The sequence below is a fragment of the Sphingobium sp. genome (assembly GCF_048594625.1).
Taxonomy (GTDB): Bacteria; Pseudomonadota; Alphaproteobacteria; order Sphingomonadales; family Sphingomonadaceae; genus Sphingobium.
The window spans coordinates 26,197-44,322 of the sequence record NZ_JBMDWL010000021.1; the positions used below are offsets into that span (position 1 = coordinate 26,197).

At 63.6% G+C, this 18,126-nt stretch carries 21 protein-coding genes and 1 other RNA gene; 7 read left to right on the forward strand and 15 right to left on the reverse strand.

Annotated elements, in window-relative coordinates:
• The first annotated feature begins 157 nt into the window (after positions 1-157).
• Entirely contained in the window at positions 158-772 is a 615-nt protein-coding gene (locus ACOJSJ_RS02465) for a superoxide dismutase (RefSeq protein ID WP_420143401.1), read from the forward strand.
• 86 nt (positions 773-858) lie between these two features.
• On the opposite strand, the gene ACOJSJ_RS02470 is transcribed toward ACOJSJ_RS02465, so the two are convergent.
• The 13 genes from ACOJSJ_RS02470 to mscL all read right to left on the reverse strand — a co-directional run bounded on the left by ACOJSJ_RS02470 (position 859) and on the right by mscL (position 11,278).
• Positions 859-2,394, reverse strand: a complete 1,536-nt coding sequence (locus ACOJSJ_RS02470; RefSeq protein ID WP_420143402.1) for a methyl-accepting chemotaxis protein — start codon at positions 2,392-2,394, stop codon at positions 859-861.
• Positions 2,391-2,666 (reverse strand): hypothetical protein, encoded by a 276-nt coding sequence (locus ACOJSJ_RS02475; protein WP_420143403.1) that lies wholly within the window; start codon positions 2,664-2,666, stop codon positions 2,391-2,393. Before ACOJSJ_RS02475 ends, ACOJSJ_RS02470 begins: the two co-directional genes overlap by 4 nt.
• Before the next feature lie 70 nt (positions 2,667-2,736).
• Positions 2,737-3,075 (reverse strand): (2Fe-2S) ferredoxin domain-containing protein, encoded by a 339-nt coding sequence (locus ACOJSJ_RS02480; RefSeq protein WP_420143404.1) that lies wholly within the window; start codon positions 3,073-3,075, stop codon positions 2,737-2,739.
• Positions 3,048-3,596, reverse strand: a complete 549-nt coding sequence (locus ACOJSJ_RS02485) for a J domain-containing protein (protein ID WP_420143405.1) — start codon at positions 3,594-3,596, stop codon at positions 3,048-3,050. Before ACOJSJ_RS02485 ends, ACOJSJ_RS02480 begins: the two co-directional genes overlap by 28 nt.
• A 61-nt stretch (positions 3,597-3,657) precedes the next feature.
• Positions 3,658-4,059, reverse strand: an RNA gene (gene rnpB, locus ACOJSJ_RS02490) — RNase P RNA component class A.
• A gap of 70 nt (positions 4,060-4,129) precedes the next feature.
• Positions 4,130-4,828 (reverse strand): N-acetylmuramoyl-L-alanine amidase, encoded by a 699-nt coding sequence (locus ACOJSJ_RS02495; RefSeq protein WP_420143406.1) that lies wholly within the window; start codon positions 4,826-4,828, stop codon positions 4,130-4,132.
• Between the two features lie 134 nt (positions 4,829-4,962).
• Positions 4,963-5,841 carry a CheR family methyltransferase gene (locus ACOJSJ_RS02500; protein ID WP_420143407.1) on the reverse strand — a complete coding sequence of 293 codons (879 nt, stop codon included), beginning with the start codon at positions 5,839-5,841 and terminating at the stop codon, positions 4,963-4,965.
• Positions 5,841-6,923: a chemotaxis protein CheB gene (locus ACOJSJ_RS02505; protein ID WP_420143408.1), complete on the reverse strand. Its 1,083-nt coding sequence runs from the start codon at positions 6,921-6,923 to the stop codon at positions 5,841-5,843. The genes ACOJSJ_RS02500 and ACOJSJ_RS02505 overlap by 1 nt, the downstream gene beginning before the upstream one ends.
• A 72-nt stretch (positions 6,924-6,995) precedes the next feature.
• Complete coding sequence (locus tag ACOJSJ_RS02510; RefSeq protein WP_420143409.1) at positions 6,996-7,361, reverse strand: response regulator; 366 nt, start codon at positions 7,359-7,361, stop codon at positions 6,996-6,998.
• Between the two features lie 84 nt (positions 7,362-7,445).
• The gene (locus ACOJSJ_RS02515; RefSeq protein ID WP_420143410.1) at positions 7,446-7,883 is read right to left on the reverse strand and encodes a chemotaxis protein CheW; all 438 of its coding nucleotides are present in this window, start codon (positions 7,881-7,883) and stop codon (positions 7,446-7,448) included.
• Positions 7,884-7,894: 11 nt separating this feature from the next.
• A complete protein-coding gene (locus tag ACOJSJ_RS02520; protein ID WP_420143411.1) occupies positions 7,895-10,261 on the reverse strand; it encodes a chemotaxis protein CheA in 2,367 nt (788 codons plus the stop codon).
• Positions 10,262-10,422: 161 nt separating this feature from the next.
• Positions 10,423-10,692, reverse strand: a complete 270-nt coding sequence (locus tag ACOJSJ_RS02525; RefSeq protein WP_420143412.1) for a hypothetical protein — start codon at positions 10,690-10,692, stop codon at positions 10,423-10,425.
• Between the two features lie 148 nt (positions 10,693-10,840).
• Positions 10,841-11,278 carry a large conductance mechanosensitive channel protein MscL gene (mscL, locus tag ACOJSJ_RS02530; protein WP_420143413.1) on the reverse strand — a complete coding sequence of 146 codons (438 nt, stop codon included), beginning with the start codon at positions 11,276-11,278 and terminating at the stop codon, positions 10,841-10,843.
• 100 nt (positions 11,279-11,378) lie between these two features.
• Here mscL and ACOJSJ_RS02535 point away from each other — a divergent pair, with 100 nt between their 5' ends.
• The 4 genes from ACOJSJ_RS02535 to ACOJSJ_RS02550 are packed head-to-tail and all read left to right on the forward strand — an operon-like array spanning position 11,379 to position 14,008.
• Positions 11,379-11,981 (forward strand): LemA family protein, encoded by a 603-nt coding sequence (locus ACOJSJ_RS02535; RefSeq protein ID WP_420143414.1) that lies wholly within the window; start codon positions 11,379-11,381, stop codon positions 11,979-11,981.
• Between the two features lie 4 nt (positions 11,982-11,985).
• Positions 11,986-12,792 carry a TPM domain-containing protein gene (locus tag ACOJSJ_RS02540; protein WP_420143415.1) on the forward strand — a complete coding sequence of 269 codons (807 nt, stop codon included), beginning with the start codon at positions 11,986-11,988 and terminating at the stop codon, positions 12,790-12,792.
• Positions 12,792-13,469, forward strand: coding sequence for a TPM domain-containing protein (locus ACOJSJ_RS02545; protein WP_420143416.1), 678 nt, complete (start codon positions 12,792-12,794; stop codon positions 13,467-13,469). Before ACOJSJ_RS02540 ends, ACOJSJ_RS02545 begins: the two co-directional genes overlap by 1 nt.
• Positions 13,466-14,008 (forward strand): NUDIX hydrolase, encoded by a 543-nt coding sequence (locus tag ACOJSJ_RS02550; RefSeq protein WP_420143417.1) that lies wholly within the window; start codon positions 13,466-13,468, stop codon positions 14,006-14,008. Before ACOJSJ_RS02545 ends, ACOJSJ_RS02550 begins: the two co-directional genes overlap by 4 nt.
• Positions 14,009-14,109: 101 nt before the next feature.
• Here the strand turns inward: ACOJSJ_RS02550 and ACOJSJ_RS02555 are convergent, their stop codons facing one another.
• Positions 14,110-14,562, reverse strand: a complete 453-nt coding sequence (locus ACOJSJ_RS02555) for a DUF6456 domain-containing protein (protein WP_420143418.1) — start codon at positions 14,560-14,562, stop codon at positions 14,110-14,112.
• Between the two features lie 101 nt (positions 14,563-14,663).
• Between ACOJSJ_RS02555 and ACOJSJ_RS02560 the strand changes: the two genes are divergently transcribed.
• Both ACOJSJ_RS02560 and ACOJSJ_RS02565 read left to right on the forward strand, forming a co-directional pair.
• Entirely contained in the window at positions 14,664-15,227 is a 564-nt protein-coding gene (locus tag ACOJSJ_RS02560) for a helix-turn-helix domain-containing protein (protein WP_420143419.1), read from the forward strand.
• A 57-nt stretch (positions 15,228-15,284) separates the two neighbouring features.
• Entirely contained in the window at positions 15,285-16,457 is a 1,173-nt protein-coding gene (locus ACOJSJ_RS02565) for a glycosyltransferase (RefSeq protein WP_420143420.1), read from the forward strand.
• Here ACOJSJ_RS02565 and ACOJSJ_RS02570 read toward each other — a convergent pair.
• Positions 16,433-18,064, reverse strand: a complete 1,632-nt coding sequence (locus ACOJSJ_RS02570) for a molybdopterin-dependent oxidoreductase (RefSeq protein WP_420143421.1) — start codon at positions 18,062-18,064, stop codon at positions 16,433-16,435. The genes ACOJSJ_RS02565 and ACOJSJ_RS02570 overlap by 25 nt on opposite strands.
• Positions 18,065-18,126: the final 62 nt, after the last annotated feature.

Consider the following 18,126-nt stretch of genomic DNA (forward strand, 5'->3'; position numbering starts at 1 on the left):
GAGATCGTTTCGCAATAGGCACATATCTGTTTTCTTGGGCGTTGGGTGCGCATATGGGAAGCGGCGGAGGCGTCGACGCCCCGCATGGACCATATGACCGATCGGCTTCGCAGTCAGTGTTGCGGGCCGCCTTATTACGAACCTGAGGAGTTCCGCCATGGCCTTTGTTCTGCCTGACCTGCCCTATGCTAAGGATGCTTTCGGCGACATCCTGTCCGTCGAAACATTCGATTTCCACCATGGCAAGCATCACAATGCCTATGTCGTGAAGGCCAATGAACTGGTCGCTGCCGACGCCTCGCTTCAGGGCAAGTCGCTCGTCGAACTGATCAAGTCGTCCAAGGGCGGCCTGTTCAACCAGGTCGGCCAGATCTGGAACCACACCTTCTACTGGAACTCGCTGTCGCCGGTGAAGACCGCGCCGACCGGCGAACTGCTCGCCAAGATCGAAGAAGCCTTCGGTTCGGTCGACGCCCTGATCGAAAAGCTGAAGGCAGAGGCCGTCGGCCACTTCGCCAGCGGCTGGGCCGCGCTGATCCTGAAGGACGGCAAGCTGGAAGTGACCAGCTATCATGACGCCGACACCCCCGTCGCCCATGAAGGCCATGCGCCGCTGCTGATCCTCGATGTGTGGGAACATGCCTATTATATCGACTATCGCAACCTGCGCCCGGCCTATGCCGAAAAGCTGCTGAAGGAAGCGATCAACTGGGACTTCGCGGCCCTGAACCTCGACGGTGAAGGCGCCAGCCGCGCCGACCAGCCGGGCTGATCGGTTTCAATCGACGCAAAAAAGGGGGGAGCGGCCCGATGGTCGCTCCCCCCTTTTTCATGCATCCGTTTTAAGACGCGGTGCGATCAGGCCGCTTCGAGTTGCGTCACGAACTGATCGGCCGCCCGCTGAAGCGCCTGCGCCGTCTGCGACAGGCTCGATGCCGCGCTCGACACGCGGCCCGACAGGTTTTCCGTATCGCGGGCGACATCCGCCACATCTTCCATCTGCCGGGTCATGTTGGCGGCATCCCGCGCCGTATCGCGCGCAGATTCACCAATCGCGCTGGTCGCGTCCCGTTGCCCGGCGACGGCGCGCTGAATTTCACCGGCCGCGCCCGCCAGTTGCGCCACCGCTCCGGCAACGTCCGACAAGGCTTCACGCGCGACGCCCGCCCCTTCGCGCGCGGACCATGCCAATATATTGATTTCGCTGGTGGCGTTGGCGGCCTGCCCAGCCAGTTGCTTCACCTCGCCCGCCACCACGGCAAAGCCGCGCCCGACATCGCCCGCGCGCGCCGCTTCGATGGTCGCGTTGAGCGCCAGCAAATTCGTCCGCGCCGCGATATCCGTAATCGAATTGGCGAAACTGGTGATGGATGTCGTCCGTTCTTCCAGATCATGCACCGCCCGATGGCCGGTGGTCGACACGCGCTGCGCCTCCACGCCCAGCACCGCCTGCTGATGAGATGCCGATGCGATGGCCGCGATGGATTCGGACAATTGATCGATCCGCCGGGCCAGCATGGCCGCATTGGCCGACGATTGTTCCGCAATCGCCACCGTTTCCAATGTGCCAGTGCTGGCGCGCTGGGCCAGCCGGTTAAGCTGTCGGGCGGATTCGTCCAGTTCCCGCGCAGCCGCGCCAACCGTGCGCACGATTTCCGACACCGAATGACGGAAATCCTGAACCAGCGCCATGGTGGCGGATCGCCGCTCTGCCGCCATGCGCGTCTTTTCCGCCTCCTGCTGCGCGCGCACCTGCGCCGCGCGCGTATCCATGTCGCGGCTGGCGATCATCGCCGCTTCGGCTGCATCGCGCCCCTGTTCCGCCTGCTGGGTCTGTTCCCCGGCTTCCGCCATATGGCTGTCCAGCGCCTTCAACAGGACGCGCAACCTGACCGTCAGATAACAAAGCACCGACGCCTGCAACAGGACCGCCACCGCATGGATAACGACGCGGCCGACGCTCCCCTGTTCAGGAAAGACCCAGCTGGGCAGCAAATAGCTGAAAATCAGATGATGAACCGCCGTGATTGACGCGGTCAGAACGATCGGCCGCCAGTCATAAAGCAGCGTCAGCCCGGCCATTGCCACAAAGAAGAACATATGGCCGTCCATCTGCCAGCCATGGCCGGACAGCAGGTAAAGGCCGATGGCCGGCTGTACCGCCGCCAGCACGCCCATGACCATCCGCGCTTCGAAATCCCCCCGTTGACGGATCATCTGCAGCGTTGGCAACAGGTTGACGAAGGCAGACAGAAAAAGCGCCCACCCAACATGCGGCACCGCCAGATAAAGCCCGCCAAGGCCTACCGCCAGCGTCCACAGCCAGTTGGCCAGCAACAGGATGCGCAGCCCCTGAAGCCGCAGCTGATCCAGACTGGTCTTGGCGCTCATCATGCCGCCTCTCCACAACCGCCGATCTGCGCAGACAGCGCGATGACCCCGCGCCGCAAAAGCGCAGGCGCCAGCTTCCCGCGTTCGCCTTCGATCACCATCGACCCTGCCAGCGGGCCTCTGGCCACCAGTCGCGCGCCATGTGCTATTGCGACCGGCACCAGCGCCAACCTTGCTTCCTGCGTCACGGGCACCAGCAACATTCTGCCACTGGCAGGTGGGACGGCATAAAGCGCGACCAGCCCCAGCAACGGCAACAGGCACTGGGCAGCCATGGGGATGGCTCGCGACAAAAACGCACAAATAGTCATCCTCTCCAATTAGGCGGGAGAGGTAAGAATAATATTAAGGATTGGACCCCACGTTCAGGCCGAGCGTATCGGCCAGCGCGTCAAGGTCCGCGCCCGGCCTGACCAGCAACCAGTCTCGGCTCGCCGCGCCATCGACCACGGTAACGGCGCCTCTGGGGCATACGCCCAGGCAATTGACCTCCAATATGCCCGCAGCCGCCTTGCGACCTGTCTTGACCGACAGATGTTTGCGCAGAGCCTTGGCCAGCCGATCCTTGCCCTTGGGACCAAAGCCGCCGTCCAGCTTCTTGGAACATTTGCGGCAGATCAGCGCCACATTGGCCCAGTTCGACCGGACATGGTCGGTCAATCCACGGCCCCCCGCGGTTTCCATGTCCGCCGCTCTTCGGCTGCGCGCAACACTTCATAGGCCGCCTGAATCGCCTGAAAACGGGCGGCCGCTTCGCCATCGCCCGGCTTCACATCGGGATGATATTCCTTGGCCAGTCGCCGCCAGCTTTTCTTGACCGCATCGAACCCGGCATCATCTTCCAGCTCCAGCGCCTTGAGCGCGTGCAGTTCATCGCGCGAACGGCTGCCATCGCCCGGCCCGCCCCAACCATGATAGGCGCTCGACTGGGAACCGCCCGCATCGCGCCGTTCGGCCTTTTCCCGCGCGGTCCGCTCTTCTTCGTCCAGCCCCTGAAAATAGTCCCAATTGCGGTTATATTCGCCAGCATGTTCGGCGCAGAAATACCAGCGTTCGGGGCTGTTGGGGGATTTGGGCGCAGGGCAATCGCCCGGCTTGTCACACCCATAGCGGTCGCAAAGGCGCACTTTCTGCGCCTCACGCGTTGCGCCATAGCTGCGCCATCGGGGGAATCCCCAATCATTGGATCGGCTCTGTTTTGCCATTGGGTCAAATTAGGGAATGTGGGCCGCAAACGCCAGCCCGCCTGACGTTTTTGCGCAAGGAAATGCCAGAGGGCCTGTAAGCCGGGTTCTGTCCACCCCGGTTAAGGGGATGGGCGACCATTCCTCTAGGGACCGGATTGCTCCGGTCCTCAAGCAACCAACCCGGACGATCTCGGTCGAAACAGACCTAGCAGTCAAGCTGCGCGCCGTCCCTATTCGGTCTTGCTCCCGGTGGGGTTTACCGTGCCGCCTTGCGTTGCCGCAGACGCGGTGCGCTCTTACCGCACCCTTTCAATTTCACCCGACCGAAGTCTTAGGGCCAAAGCCCTGGGCGACCTGCTTTCTGTTGCACTGTCCCTTGGATCACTCCAGCCGGTCGTTAACCGGCACCGTCATTTCGTGGAGCCCGGACTTTCCTCGCCGTGGAAGTTACCCGCCACGCCGCGGCCGCCCGGCCCTCTGGCAAGCCGCGCCTTAGACCGATTTTCCGGCCGCGTCACCCTGCTTCTTCGCGACCTTCTATTCGTCGCCGCCTATTCGTCACCTCTGGGCTTGGGCAGCAGCAGGGCCAGCAATATCGCGCGGCATTCGCCGTCGATCACCCCGTCCACCCGTTCGGGACGGAACCGCCGCTGAAACGCGACGACCGCCGGTTGCGGCTCCGCAATGTCATAGCCAAATCGTTCCAGCGCCAGCATGAAGCCGCCGTCGCTCCAGTGCGGGTCCATCAGATTCTTGGTGGGACGCGGCAGGGCCAACCGCAGTCGCGCCAGCTGTCCCCACGGAAAAAGTTCGCCCGGATCCTGCTTGCGCGCCGGTGCAATATCGCTGTGGCCGACGATGTTGCCGCGCGTAATCTTGTGCCGCTGGACGATGTCGTGAACCAGCGGGATCAGCGATCCCATCTGCGTATCGGGAAAGGGGCGATAGCCCCATTCATGCCCCGGATTGACGATTTCTATGCCGATGCTGGCGGAATTAACGTCGTCCACCCCGCGCCAGTGCGATCGCCCTGCATGCCATGCACGCTTATCCTCATCGACCATGCGAACGACCTGCCCGTCCTCCGTCACGACATAATGGGCTGACACCTTGGATTCCGAATTGGCCAGCCAGTTGATGGCGCTCGCCGCATCGGGCATGCCGGTGTAATGCAGCACCAGCATGGTGATGGGCAGGCTGCGGTCGTCGAAATTGGGCGACGGCGTATCGATCATGGGCATGTCGGTCATCGGCAAAGGCCAGTCACAGTCACTCGCAGCTGCTCGATCATCGCACCCTTCCGGCCGCCCCTCTGGCGGCGCGCATGCGACAATGGCCGATGCAGGCGCAGCAATCAAGCAGGGTTACGACTGCGCCCGTGCAATCACCCGACGCGGCACATCGACCCGGCAGCGGATTTCGCCATAAATGGCTGGGGCGCGTAACCGCCACGAAAATCGGCGTGGGGCAGGAAATCATCCCCATGCCCGATCACCGTTTCCCCCGCGCCGAGCAGCAGCACCGACCGGTCATGGCTGTGCCGCGCCAGCAAACGCAACACTTCCGCCCGCCGCTCCGGCGTGAAATACAACAGCACGTTGCGGCAAAGGATCAGGTCATAGGCTCCGGACGGCGCCTTCGGATCGAACAAGTTGTCTCGCCTGAAATCGATCATGCGGCGCAGTTGCGGACTGACACGCCAGTCGTCGCCATGCGGCTCGAACCATTTTATCAGATCGTTCACCGCCAGCCCGCGCTGCACGTCCATCTGGGCGAAAATGCCCGCGCGCGCCTGTTCTATCGCGGACGAAGAAATATCGGTCGCCAAAATCTCGATCCGCCATCCCTGCCACCGCTCGGCTTCGTTGCGCAGGCGGATAGCCAGCGAATAGGCTTCCTGCCCCGTCGAACAACCCGCGCTCCATATCCGCAGCGTGCGATCGGCCTTGTCCTGCTGTATCTGCGGCAGGATCTGGCGATGGATCATGTCGAAGACCTGTAGGTCGCGGAAGAAACTGCTTTCGTTGTTCAGCAGCGCGTTGACGACAGCCTCGTCCAGGCGCGGGTCGCGCTTGCGCAGCAATGTCGCGGCCAGATCATCGATAGTCTGGAAACCATAGGTGCGCAGAACCGGTCGCAACGCCGTTTCCATCCGCCATGCGCGGCCTTCCGACAGAATCTGGCCCGTGCGCGCTTCCAGCAGCGCTGAAAGGATGCGCGCCGCACTCTGGAAGGCGGCGGTGCCGGCGGGGGGAATCGCCATCAGGCGGCGACCTTGCCGCGACGGGCAACGAAATTCATGATCGCCAGCGGTTCCATGATGGCACAGGTCAGCCCCGCCCCGGCAACCGATCCCGGCATGCCCCACACAACGCTGCTCGCTTCATCCTGCGCCACGATCCATCCCCCTGCCGTCACGATGTCGCGCGCGCCCAACGTACCGTCACGCCCCATGCCGGTCAGCACGATGCCTGCAACCCCTGCACCATAGATTTCCGCCATGCTGGAAAACATCGGATCGACGCCGGGCAGGTTGCCTGCCGCCGTGCGTTCCGGGTTCAGCAGGATCACGACGCGGCCATGCAGGCTGCGCCGCAACTGAATATGGGCGTCACCGGGCGCGACATAGACCGTATCGGGCATCAGCAGATCGCCGGTTTCGGCCACCTTCACCCGCAGGCTGGTCATCCGCGACAATTGTTGCGCGAAATAGATGGTAAAACTGGCGGGCAGATGCTGGGTCAGCAATATCGGTACGCCCAGCGGCGCGGCCAGCCCTTCGAACAGCTGGCTCAGCGCGTGAATGCCCCCCGTCGACGCTCCGATGCCGATGCAGGCCAGCGGCGCGACGGCAGGACTTGTGACCGGCGGCGCAACGGCGCGCGCCAGTGGCGGCGTGACGGGCCGATCGCCAAACAAGCGGCTAAGCCGTTCGATCAACGCCTGTGGAAATTGTTCGCCGAAACTGCCGCTGCCCGGTTTCGACAATATGTCGCTCGCGCCGAGCGCCAGCGCCTCGACCGCGGCCGAACTGCCTTCCTCGCACTTGCCGGACAGAATGACGACTTTCGCGTCGGGATTGACCTGCAAAATCTGCGGCAGGGCTGCAAGGCCGCTCTGCCCTGGCAATTCGATGTCGAGCAGGATCAGGTCGACGACGTGATCGGCCAGATAGGCCAGCGCATTTTCGGCGCTGTTGGTCTTGTGCAGGACCGTGAAGCCGGGGTCCGCATTCAATATCCGCTCAATTACCGTGCGCACGACCACCGAATCATCGACCACCAGCGTCCGCACGTTCCGTCGGTCGCTATCGGGGCTGGTCATCATCGGCAAGATCGCGGTCATTACGGAGCTTTCTGCACGGAAGAATCAAAGGGAAATCGGCGGCAATCCTCAAATCGGCATCCGGGTGGATCGTCAGATCACGCCGACGATGGCCAGTTTGCTTTCCAGCGTTTCCCGATCGAAAGGCTTCATGACATATTCGTCCGCACCCGCTTCTACCGCGGCCTTGATATGGCTGATGCCGTTTTCAGTGGTGCAGAATATGATCTTGGGCCGGGCGGCCATCTTCGCGGTGGACAGCGCCTGCAAAAATTCCATGCCGCTCATGATCGGCATGTTCCAGTCGAGCAATACGACGTCGGGCGGCGATGCCTCGCATTTGGCCAGTGCATCCTGACCATCCACGGCTTCGCTAACAGTCAGGTCCAGCGATTCGAGGATATGGCGGGCCACCTTGCGGATGACCTTTGAATCGTCGACGACCAGGCAATTTTTCATGAAGCGTCCCTTAAATATTATACGGCCCGTTCCGACGGCCTTAATCGACAAAGACAAGTATTTGGTAAACGACGGAGGAAAAGTTTATGCAGCCTGCGCCAATGCCCCGCCTTCGATGAAGGCGGACAAGGACACCACCAGCCAGGGGTGGCCGTCATGTTCCACCAGCGCCCGGGCATAGGGCGCCCAGGCCGCACCAAGCTGGCCCCGCAGCGGCAATTCCCCTTCCGGCACGCGGCAAATGTCGGACACGCCATCGACCATCAGGCCATAGCTGTGCCCGCTGATATTGGCGATGATGGCCAGATGGCGCTGTTCCACCGGCGTCGCCCGCCCGTTGATCAGCGCCGCAACATCGATGATCGTCAGCACGCGGCTACGCAGCGCGGAAAGGCCCGCGACATGCGCCCCCATACCGGGCACCGGCGATATGTCGGTCAGGCGGACGACCGCCTCCACCTCTCCGGTTTCCACGGCGATCCGCGTATCCGCAAGGGTCGCCAAAAGATAAAGCTGATCCATGGCCGTCTTCCCTATGTCCGCCGACCGGCGATCGCCGCCATCAACGCATCCTGATCGTAACGATAAATACTGCCGTCCTGCGGACTGGCAGGACGCGGCGTGGCGCGCAGATGCACAACCCGACATCCCATGATTTCAGCCGCCTGCGCGGCATCGGCTTCGGTGCACAGCACGACGTCGTCGGGATCGACGCTGCTGTCGCTGGGCAGGCCGATCAGCACATCATGCCCCGCCTGCCGCAGCAGCGGCGCCAATATCTCGCGCGTCCAGCCATCGCCGCTATCGGCCAGCAGGCATCGGCCGCGCGTCCGTTCGACCATTGCCTCATCGGGCAGCGCCGCAAATAGCGCGAAGGGATTGATGACCTCCAGATGCTCGCCATCGACCACCGCGACGCCGCTCAGCATGCCGTGCATCGCAACCATGTCCGGCACGGCAGGCATCTGAACGATGTCCAGAACCGCCGCGACGGGATAGCATGCTTCCCGCCGGTCGTCGCGCAGGCGAAGCGCAGATACCTTACCCCTATCGAACTGCGACAGGCCGTTGGCGACAGGCACCAGCCGCCCGTCCAGCCGCACAAAGGCGCGGCCACCCGATCGACCGAACAGATCGGCGTCAATATCCTCGACCCGTTCGATCAGCGACAGCTTCAGCAGGCGGCGTTCGCCCGTCAATTCCTCGAAACGCAAGGCCGCGACCATTTCGACGCCGGTCTGGCTGTCGTCGCTTTCTTCCAGCTGGCGCGCTGCGCGATCGTCGATGATGTTGGGCAGGCGTGCTGCATTGGCCAGCCCCGCCGCATCCAGCAGCAACATCGGCTTGCCATTGTCGGGCAGGGTCATGCCCGCATAAACGCCGGTCGCCATGACCAGCGGCGACGCGGGACGAATGACCAGTTCTTCATGATTGTCGACCGCCGATACGCCCAGTGCAAAGGGCACCCCGGTCGCCGAACGCACGACCATGATCGCGCGCGGCGTATCCTGCGCGGGCTTTGCCATGCCCAGCACATCTTCCAGATCGACCATCGAATGGCGCACGGTGCGGATCGTCGCGATCTTTGCGCCGCCCACGCCGTTGATGTGCAGCGTATCATTGGTGTCGTGCAATATTTCGACCACGGCCGCGCGCGGGATCGCAAAATGCTGCCCTCCCGCCCGCACGATCAGGCCCGGAATGATGGTGAGCGTCAACGGCACGCGCAGCGTGATGCACAGCCCCTGACCCGGATGATTGTCGAGCGCGATGACCCCGCCGATCCGCTCCACATTGGCGCGTACGACGTCCATGCCGACACCACGGCCGGAAATCGCCGTCACCTGCTGCGCGGTCGACAGTCCCGCGTGGAAAATCAGGTCCAGCTTATCCTGTTCGGACATGCGCGCCGCAGAGTCCAGCGTCAGCCGCCCTGCGGCGATCGCCTTGTCCACCAACCGCGACGTATCAATGCCTGCGCCGTCGTCTGCGATCGCGATGACGATCTGATTGCCCGACTGGCGCGCTTCCAGCCGCAACTTGCCGACTTCAGGTTTCCCTGCGGCGCGACGCCGTTCGGGCGTTTCGATACCATGGTCGATCGCGTTGCGTACGATATGGGTGAGCGGGTCGACGACCATCTCCACCATTTCGCGGTCCATTTCGACGTCCCCGCCCTCAAGCGTCAGGTCGATCCTCTTGCCCAGTTCACGGCCCAGATCCCGCACCATGCGCGGGATCGCCGCGAATAGCCGGTCAACGCGCTGCATCCGCGTTTTGGAAATCACGTCGCGCATGTCCGCGACACAGGTCGACAGCCGTTCGAACACATTGTCCAGTTCGGCGTCCGCCGTGCGTTCACGCAACTTGCGCGACAATTCGTTGCGCGCCAACACCATGTCCGACACACCGTTCATCAACTGATCGATCAGGCTCAACGGCAGGCGGATGGTGCGTGGTCCTGACTGGGGCCCAGCGGCGCGCGCCATGGCGACGGGGGCCGCTTCGACCACCGCCTGTTCCGCATCGTCCGCCTTCGCGGTCAGCGCGCTGATCAGATAATCGTCATTCTCGCTCGGCAGCGCTGCTCCGATTGCTACCGCTTCGGTCAGTTCACCGATGCGATCCATGATTCCCAGAACCGCGCTGACGGTGGCAGGATCGGCGCTGCGATTGCCCGCGCGAATATCCGACAACACATCTTCGGCCGCATGGCTCAATCGCTCGAACCTTGGCAGGTTCAGGAATCCGCAGCTGCCCTTTACCGTGTGAAAGAATCGGAAGATCGCATCCAGCCGGTCCCGGTCTGACGGGTCCGCTTCCCAGGCGACGACCTCGCCCGCCAGAGCCTCCAGCGTTTCCTGGGTCTCCGATATGAATTCCTGTAGAAGCTCGTCCATTCCTATCGCCCCAAAGGCTGCGCGCGGCCGCACAATGAGCGGGGCGTAGTTAAAAGGCCGTTAAAGCTGGACGTTCATCACTATTGGTAACGAAAAAGGGCGCCGCCCTGATGGCGACGCCCCTTATGATCGTTCGGGCGGTCAAAACCGCCGATCACGCCTTACTGATGCTTTTCGACTGCATCGCCAGCCTTCTCGCCCGCTTCGCGCGTGGCGTCGGCCTTGTTTTCCAGCGCATCGGCTGCATTTTCGGCAGCGTTTTCAGCATTGCCGCTCAGATTGTCGGCCATGGCTTCCATATTGTCAGCCTGATTGTCGAGGGCGTCCGCCTGATTCTCGTAAGCGTTCTCGACCTTGTTTTCCTTGGCGGAATCGCACGCGGCGAGCGCGACAAGGCTGGCAAGACCCAGGACTGTGACGAAAGTTTTCACGGCGTTATCTCCTGTTTTACGCCCCCACAGGGCAAATCGTCATGCGACACGGGTTCCAGCGGCTTCACGCCATCTGGAACCCTGACGCCGATCAACCGGTCGCATGCCCGATGGTTCCCGACACAGGCTCGTTTCGTCGCATAAACGATTATTTTTTGAGCGAATCGCGGATTTCGCGCAGCAGCACGATGTCTTCCGGTGTCGGTGCGGGCGCGGACGGCGCGGGTTCGGGCTTGGCCGTCAGCTTATTCACAACCTTGACCAGCAGGAAGATCATGAATGCCAGGATCAGGAAATTGACCAACACGGTCAGGAACTGTCCCCAGCCGAACATCGCGACCCCGGCGGCCTTCAGATCGGCATAGCTGGTCGGATTGCCCTTGAAGTCGACAGGCACCTCGCCCAGCCGCACGAAGTAGCCCGAAAAATCTGCGCCGCCGAAAATATAGCCGACGACCGGCATGATCAGGTCATCGGTCAGTGACTTGGTAATGGTCGCAAATGCGCCGCCGATGATCACACCGACCGCCAGATCGATGACGTTGCCGCGATTGATGAACGTCTTGAATTCGGAAATCAGCCCCATTCTTTCCTCCTGATCTGATCTGATAAACGCAGGATGGCCCGTTGCGCCGCGCAGGACAACGCCCTATTTCTCCAATCGAAACACATGCCGAGGATGTTCCATGACGCGCCTGCGCCGTTTCTCCAGAATTTTCCTGCCAATGTCCGCCGCTCTTGCCGTGTCCGCCTGCGGCATCAACAGCGTGCCTGCCGCCGAAGAAGAGGCGAAGGCCAAATGGGCCGACGTACAGGCGCAATATCAGCGCCGCGCCAATTTGGTCGGCAATCTCGTCGCCACGGTGAAGGCTGCGGGCAAGCAGGAACAGGATACGCTGGTCCGCGTGACCGAAGCGCGCGCAAAGGCGACGTCGGTTCAGGTCAATGCCCAGGATCTGTCCGATCCGGCCAAGGTCGCCCAGTTCCAGGCCGCACAGGCGCAACTCAGTCAGGGGCTTGGCCGCCTGCTGGCATCGGTCGAAGCCTATCCTGAGCTGAAGACCAATGAAAATTACCTGAGTCTGCAATCGCAGCTGGAAGGAACCGAAAACCGGATCGCCGTCGCCATCCGCGACTATAATGGCGCGGTGCAGGCCTATAATACGCGCATCCGCACCTTCCCCGACGCCATCGGTGCAAAGATCATCCACGGCGCCAAGCCGATGACCCCTTTCCAGGCGACGACGCCGGGGGCGGAGGAAGCGCCAAAGGTCGATTTCGGCAACTGATCCGGTGCTGCATCGCCTGTTCCTGATCCTCACGCTGCTGGTCCTTGCACCGGCGGCGTGGGCGCAGAGCTTTCCCAAATTCGATGACAGCGGGGTGGTGGATGCCGCCAATCTGCTCGACCCCGCGCAGGAACAGGCGCTCAGCGCCAAGCTGATCGCCCAGAAAAAGGCGAGCGGCCGGTCGCTGGTCGTGGCGACCATCCCCGATCTTCAGGGCTATGACATATCCGACTATGGCTATCGGCTTGGTCGCGCCTGGGGGATTGGCGACAAGGACAGCAACGGCGCGCTGCTGATCATCGCTCCGTCCGAACGCAAGGTGCGGGTGGAGGTGGGCTACGGCCTTGAAGGAATATTGACCGACGCCCTGTCGTCCCAGATCATCCGCGACGCCATCACGCCGCGGTTCAAGGCCGGGGACATGGCAGGCGGCATAGACGCCGGGGTCGATCAGATCACGACGCTGCTCGCCCTGCCCCCCGACGAAGCGAAGGCGCAGGCTGCAAAGGCCGAAGCCGCCGCGCGAACGCGCAGCGATGACGGCGGCGGCGGCATCATCGCATTCTGGATCATCCTGTTCATCATCTTCTTCGTCGCCCTGCCGCTTCTGTCACGGGCGCGCGGCGGCACGCGCTATCGCCGGGGTGGCGGCAGCGCGCCGATCATCATCTGGGGGCCGGGTGCGGGTTCCGGCTGGGGATCGGGCGGCGGCAGCGGCTGGGGCGGCTCCGGATGGGGCGGCGGCGACAGCGGCGGCGGCTTTTCGGGGGGCGGCGATTTCGGTGGCGGCGGCGCGTCGGGGGACTGGTGATGCAGCTTCATCTGACAAAATCCGACCATGATCTGGTGTCCGCCGCCGTAACGGAGGCCGAATCCCACACATCCGGCGAAATCGTCACCATCGTCGCGCGGCGATCCGACAGCTATCATGATGTGGGCCTCAGTTGGGCGGCGGCGGCCGTCTTCATCGCCCTGTCGCTCATGGCGGCATTCCCCATGCATCTGCGCGCGTTCCTGTCCATGCTGCTATTGGACTGGGAACATGAACTGGCCGACTGGAAATTGCTGGTGGGCCTGCTGGGCCTGCTCATCCTCAAATTCCTGCTGGTCCGCTATCTGCTGGCGATCATGCCGCTGCGCATGATGATGACGCCCCGCGCGACCAAGGCGCGCCGGGTGCGTCGCCGCGCCATATTGCTGTTCCGCACCGCTGCCGAAGCGCGTACGCGTGGGCGTACCGGCGTCCTCATCTATCTGTCGCTCGACGAACATCGCGCGGAAATCGTTGCCGACCGCGCCGTCAACGAACAGGTCGCGCCACAGGCATGGGGGGATGCGATGGCCGCCCTGATCGACGCGATCCGCGACGATCGCGCCGGTGAAGGGCTGGCCGCCGCCGTCCGACAGGTTGGTCAGATACTCGCTCCGCATTTCCCCCGCGCCGACGATGACATCAACGAACTTCCCGACAGGCTGATTGAATTATGACGGACCCCGACCGGAACGCCCCTGAAGAAACCATGTGGGCGGGCCGTTTCATCACCGCCAAACGGCGTGGCAAGTGGGAATATGTCGGCCGGGCGCGCGGCATCCATGCCGCCGTGATCCTGGCCATCGACGAAGGCGCAGATGGCCGCCATGTTCTGCTGGTCGATCAATATCGCGTGCCGCTCGGCCGCCGCTGCATCGAATTGCCGGCAGGCCTGGTCGGCGATCAGGAAGAAGGGGAGGATGCGACCCTCGCCGCCTCCCGCGAACTGGAGGAAGAAACCGGCTATCGCCCGGCACGCCTTGAAAATCTGGGGCAGTTCTACAGTTCGCCGGGCATGGTGTCGGAAAGCTTCACCCTGTTCCGCGCCCATGACCTTATCAGGACCGGCAAAGGCGGCGGTGTGGAGGATGAAGACATTCATGTCCACCGCGTGCCGCTCGCATCCCTTGCCGATCAGATCGCGGCATGGCGCGAACAGGGCTATGCCATGGATGTAAAGCTGCTTCTGCTGCTGGGTGCGGGCATGATCGCCTGATCGGAAAGCTGAGCCGGTTAGATTGGCAGATCAGGCTCCAAATGGGTTCCGCTTGCCGCATTTTGTGATCCATCATCTGTTCGGGATGGCTTCAAAATGGCTCAGGCGATCCGATACCATCCCGCCACACGGTCCAGCGCCAGCGTCAGCACCAGCTTGCCTGCCCTGCTGGGCCAGCCCAGCGCCTTTTCCGCCGCGACCAGCCCTTCCCCGGCACAGGCGACCCGCCACAATATGTCGGCCAGCCCCGGTCCCGCCGCCCTGATCGCGCCATCGAACCGTTCCCGCGCCGATAGCTGCGCCAGCGTCGGGTCGGGCACGATCCCGCTCCCGCCCATCTGTCGCGGCATGGCGTCCCACCGCATGGTGACGCGCGCGCCCAGCCCGGCCTTTTCCCAGTCCCGGCGCAACATATCCCCGGCCAGATAGTGGCGCTCGCTCAAATGCCCGCGCGCATGCAACCAGGCGATGGGCGATTCGCCGATATGCACCTGCACTGCCTGCGTGCGCCCGTCCGGGTCCCTGATCAGCTGTTCGACATGGGTGGCGGCCATCTGCTTGTTCCTTCACGGCGGAAATCGATGCGTCAGGCCTTGCCATGTGGGATAATCTGTAGGAAAGAGGAAACCAAATAGGTTTCAGGACAACATGTCGGATGATTACGCGCATTCGTGAAGTTCGCCGGGCAAAGGGGCTGACGCTCGAACAGGTGGGCCTGTCCTGCGATCCGCCCACCACGGCACAGACTATCGGCCGCCTTGAAACCGGCACGCGTACCGTATCGGTAAAATGGCTTAACCGCATCGCGCTGGCGCTGGGCGTCACCACCGCCGAACTGGTTGCGCTGCCGGGGCAGGATGCGGTGCCGGTCGCCGCGCTGCTCGGCCCGGACGGTGCGCGCGCGCCGACCCGCTCCACCCTGTTCCCGCCGCCCGTCACGTCGGACGGCATGGTCGGCGTGCATGTCAGCGCCAGCATCGGCGATTATCGCAGCGGCGACGCGATCTGGTGCCGCCGCATCGGCCCGGACGAATATGTCGCCGCGCTCAACCGCGACCTGTTGCTGCCCCGCCCCGCCGGACGCTATCTGTTCGGGCGGCTGATCGGCCGCGAAGGCGACCGGCTGCAATTGCTGCCACTGGGGTCGAACAGCCGCCAGACGGTGTTGACCGACCCGCCATGGGCCGCTGTAGCGGTGCAACTCGTCCGACGCCTCTAGCCAAGGCGGCCCGCCCCGCTTAACCATCCGCTAAATATATCCGGCGAAAGAGAGGCCATGGCGCTGAACGTCTTAATGCTATCCACCCTCTTTCCCGACATCAGCCGGCCCAATTTCGGCGTGTTCGTGGAACGGCAGGCGCGCGAGCTGGCCAGTCGGCCGCAAGCCGACGTCACGGTGATCGCGCCGGTCGGCCTGCCGCCATGGCCGCTCTCGCTCGCTGCCCGCTATGCACCGCTTCGCGCGCTGCCGCGCAAGGAGCGCTGGCGCGAACTGACGGTCTACCGCCCGACCTTTCCGATCATCCCCAAATTTGGCGGCCCGGCCAATGTCGGCGCGATGACCCGCGCCATCCTGCCGCTGGTCAGGCGGCTGCACGCGGAAAAGCCGTTCGACGTCATCGACGCCAGCTTCTTCTTCCCTGACGGTCCCGTGGCGCAGCGCCTGTCAAAGGCGCTCGGCATCCCCTATTCGGTCAAGGCGCGCGGGGCCGACATCCATTATTGGGGAACGCAGCGTCGCACGCGCAAGATGGTGAAACAGGCGGCCGACGGCGCCGCCGGGCTGCTCGCCGTATCGGAAGCCATGCGCCGGTCGATGGAGCGCATGGGCATCGACGGTGACAAGGTCCGCGTGCACTATACCGGCGTTGATCTCGACACGTTCGAGGCTGGCAACCGGGAAGAGGCAAAGGCCGCTCTGGATTTCAACGGCGCCGTCCTCCTCTGCGTCGGTGCGCTGATCCCGCGCAAGGGACAGGACATATTGGTCCGTGCGCTCCCCCTGCTGCCGGACGTCACATTGCTGCTGGCGGGTCAGGGGGCGTTTCGCCGGACGCTCGAAAATCTGGCGCAGGAACTGGGCGTCGAACGGCGCATCGGTTTCCTCGGCTCCGTACCGCATCACAAATTACCGCGCATCTACACCGCGGCCGACGTGATGGTGCTACCCTCCGAATCCGAAGGGCTGGCCAATGCCTGGGTCGAATCGCTTGCCTGCGGCACACCGATCGTCATCACCGATGTCGGCGGCGCGCGCGAACTGCTCGACCGCCCGGATGCGGGCCGGATCGTGGCGCGCGAACCCGAAGCCATAGCGCAGGCGGTACGCGCCATTCTCGATGCGCCGCCCGCCCGCTCCGCCGTGCGCGAAGCCGCGTTGCGCTTCACATGGGCGGCCAATGGCGACGCGCTGCTCGCGCATCTTCAGGATATTGCGGGTAAAGGCTGATCCAGCGGCCAGATCAGGCGCGCGCGCCCGTCCGGCGTGGGGAAATTTCCCCCGTCGAACGGCACGTCGCCCCACCGCCATGGTGTCAATTCGTCATAGGCCGGATTGGATATGGGCGCATGCCGCCTCAGGTCCAGCAGGCGATCGCCATCGTTGCGATAGGCGGTCAGGCGCACATGCTCGCGATAGATGTCGGCCGGACGCTCATAATGAAAGGCGTCGCCCCATCCCATCGCCTGCGCCACCCTGGTCATCGCCCACCAGTCCGGCTTCACCTCATCCGGCAAAGGCAACAACCATCGCTGGCGACTGATCAGCCGGTCGCTGCCGGTTGCGGTGCCATCCCGTTCAATCCAGATAGGCGATGGCAACAGTACATCCGCGTCATCCATGGCGCCCGCCCGGTCCCTGCTGGCAATGGTGAAAATGCCGCTGTCCCGCGCCTCACGCAACCAGTCTTCGGCCCCTTCGCCCGAACCGATGCACCACAGCGCCTTGACGGCGCCAGCCCGCATCGCGTCGCGCAGCGCATCCCCGTCCAGCCCCGCCCGACTGGCCATATTCGGCGCGCCCCAAAAACGGGCCACATCCTTCAGCGCATCTGCCGTGAACGGCCGGTGCGCCGCCAGATGATCGGACGCGCATCCCACTTCCCGTCCGCTCATGCCGTTGGCGCTGGCCGACAGGGCAAATGGCGTTGCCCCCGGCCTGCCGATGCGTCCGGTTGCGACATGCAGGTTGATCGCGGCCGCCGCCGTCCGCCATCCGGCCCCTTCATCGAACAGCGTGACCAGATGATCGGCCGCGGCCAGCAGATCGTAAAAGCCCCGTATCGCCGTCGCCGACAGGCCGCTGGACCGCGCCACCGACCATAGATCATGCCCCTGAACCATGGCGTCGCGCACCATGTCGGGCAATCGCGCCAGCCCCGCCTCATGAAAATGCAGCAGCGCGCCCGTCAGCAGGCGATCCATGCTGCCTTCCTGCACTGGCAGCCTGATGTCGGCCTCGACCTCGCTCTCTTCATCCTGCGTCAGCAGGATCAGCTTCAGCCCCTGCTCGTCGCGCGCCGCCTCGATCCGTTCCAGCAATATCGGATGGTCGCGCAGCGCCCCCTCGCCCAGCACCAGCAGCACTTGCGCCCGGTCAATATCCTCCGCCGCAGCGGGCATGACATCTTCGCCAAAGGCGGCACGTTGCAGCGCCGCCATGCTTGCGCCGCCAGACCATGGAGCCTGAATATGGGCCGACCCGAAGAAACCCTTCATCAGCTTGTTGGCGACATAATAATCTTCGGTCAGCAGCGTGCCCGATATGTGCAGCGCAATGGTGCCGGGGCCATGGCGCGCCATTGCGGCGCCCAGTCGCCTGGCGATGTGTGCGACCGCCCGGTCCCAGCCGACACGCCGCCCGGCAACCATGGGATGCAGCAGCCGTCCGTCCAGCCCGACGCCATCCTTCAGCATCAGCCCGCGTTCGCACAACAGGCCGCCATTGGCCGGATGCACGGTGTCGCCTTCGATGATGAGATTGCGGTCATCGCCGGTGATCGCCCGGATGCCGCAGCCCACGCTGCATTGGCCGCACTGGCTTCGAATGATCGCCATGTCAGAAAGGCTTTGCCGAAAACAGGCTGCAAAGGGCGAAACGCGCCAACATCGTCTCCGCA

Excerpts from the sequence above, each read along its gene's own strand:
- ACOJSJ_RS02465 (WP_420143401.1), top strand. The coding sequence starts at position 158 with ATGGCCTTTGTTCTGCCTGACCTGCCCTATGCTAAGGATGCTTTCGGC.
- ACOJSJ_RS02470 (WP_420143402.1), bottom strand. The coding sequence starts at position 2,394 with ATGATGAGCGCCAAGACCAGTCTGGATCAGCTGCGGCTTCAGGGGCTG.
- ACOJSJ_RS02475 (WP_420143403.1), bottom strand. The coding sequence starts at position 2,666 with ATGGCTGCCCAGTGCCTGTTGCCGTTGCTGGGGCTGGTCGCGCTTTAT.
- ACOJSJ_RS02480 (WP_420143404.1), bottom strand. The coding sequence starts at position 3,075 with ATGGAAACCGCGGGGGGCCGTGGATTGACCGACCATGTCCGGTCGAAC.
- ACOJSJ_RS02485 (WP_420143405.1), bottom strand. The coding sequence starts at position 3,596 with ATGGCAAAACAGAGCCGATCCAATGATTGGGGATTCCCCCGATGGCGC.
- ACOJSJ_RS02495 (WP_420143406.1), bottom strand. The coding sequence starts at position 4,828 with ATGACCGACATGCCCATGATCGATACGCCGTCGCCCAATTTCGACGAC.
- ACOJSJ_RS02500 (WP_420143407.1), bottom strand. The coding sequence starts at position 5,841 with ATGGCGATTCCCCCCGCCGGCACCGCCGCCTTCCAGAGTGCGGCGCGC.
- ACOJSJ_RS02505 (WP_420143408.1), bottom strand. The coding sequence starts at position 6,923 with ATGACCGCGATCTTGCCGATGATGACCAGCCCCGATAGCGACCGACGG.
- ACOJSJ_RS02510 (WP_420143409.1), bottom strand. The coding sequence starts at position 7,361 with ATGAAAAATTGCCTGGTCGTCGACGATTCAAAGGTCATCCGCAAGGTG.
- ACOJSJ_RS02515 (WP_420143410.1), bottom strand. The coding sequence starts at position 7,883 with ATGGATCAGCTTTATCTTTTGGCGACCCTTGCGGATACGCGGATCGCC.
- ACOJSJ_RS02520 (WP_420143411.1), bottom strand. The coding sequence starts at position 10,261 with ATGGACGAGCTTCTACAGGAATTCATATCGGAGACCCAGGAAACGCTG.
- mscL (WP_420143413.1), bottom strand. The coding sequence starts at position 11,278 with ATGGGGCTGATTTCCGAATTCAAGACGTTCATCAATCGCGGCAACGTC.
- ACOJSJ_RS02535 (WP_420143414.1), top strand. The coding sequence starts at position 11,379 with ATGACGCGCCTGCGCCGTTTCTCCAGAATTTTCCTGCCAATGTCCGCC.
- ACOJSJ_RS02545 (WP_420143416.1), top strand. The coding sequence starts at position 12,792 with ATGCAGCTTCATCTGACAAAATCCGACCATGATCTGGTGTCCGCCGCC.
- ACOJSJ_RS02550 (WP_420143417.1), top strand. The coding sequence starts at position 13,466 with ATGACGGACCCCGACCGGAACGCCCCTGAAGAAACCATGTGGGCGGGC.
- ACOJSJ_RS02555 (WP_420143418.1), bottom strand. The coding sequence starts at position 14,562 with ATGGCCGCCACCCATGTCGAACAGCTGATCAGGGACCCGGACGGGCGC.
- ACOJSJ_RS02560 (WP_420143419.1), top strand. The coding sequence starts at position 14,664 with ATGATTACGCGCATTCGTGAAGTTCGCCGGGCAAAGGGGCTGACGCTC.
- ACOJSJ_RS02565 (WP_420143420.1), top strand. The coding sequence starts at position 15,285 with ATGGCGCTGAACGTCTTAATGCTATCCACCCTCTTTCCCGACATCAGC.
- ACOJSJ_RS02570 (WP_420143421.1), bottom strand. The coding sequence starts at position 18,064 with ATGGCGATCATTCGAAGCCAGTGCGGCCAATGCAGCGTGGGCTGCGGC.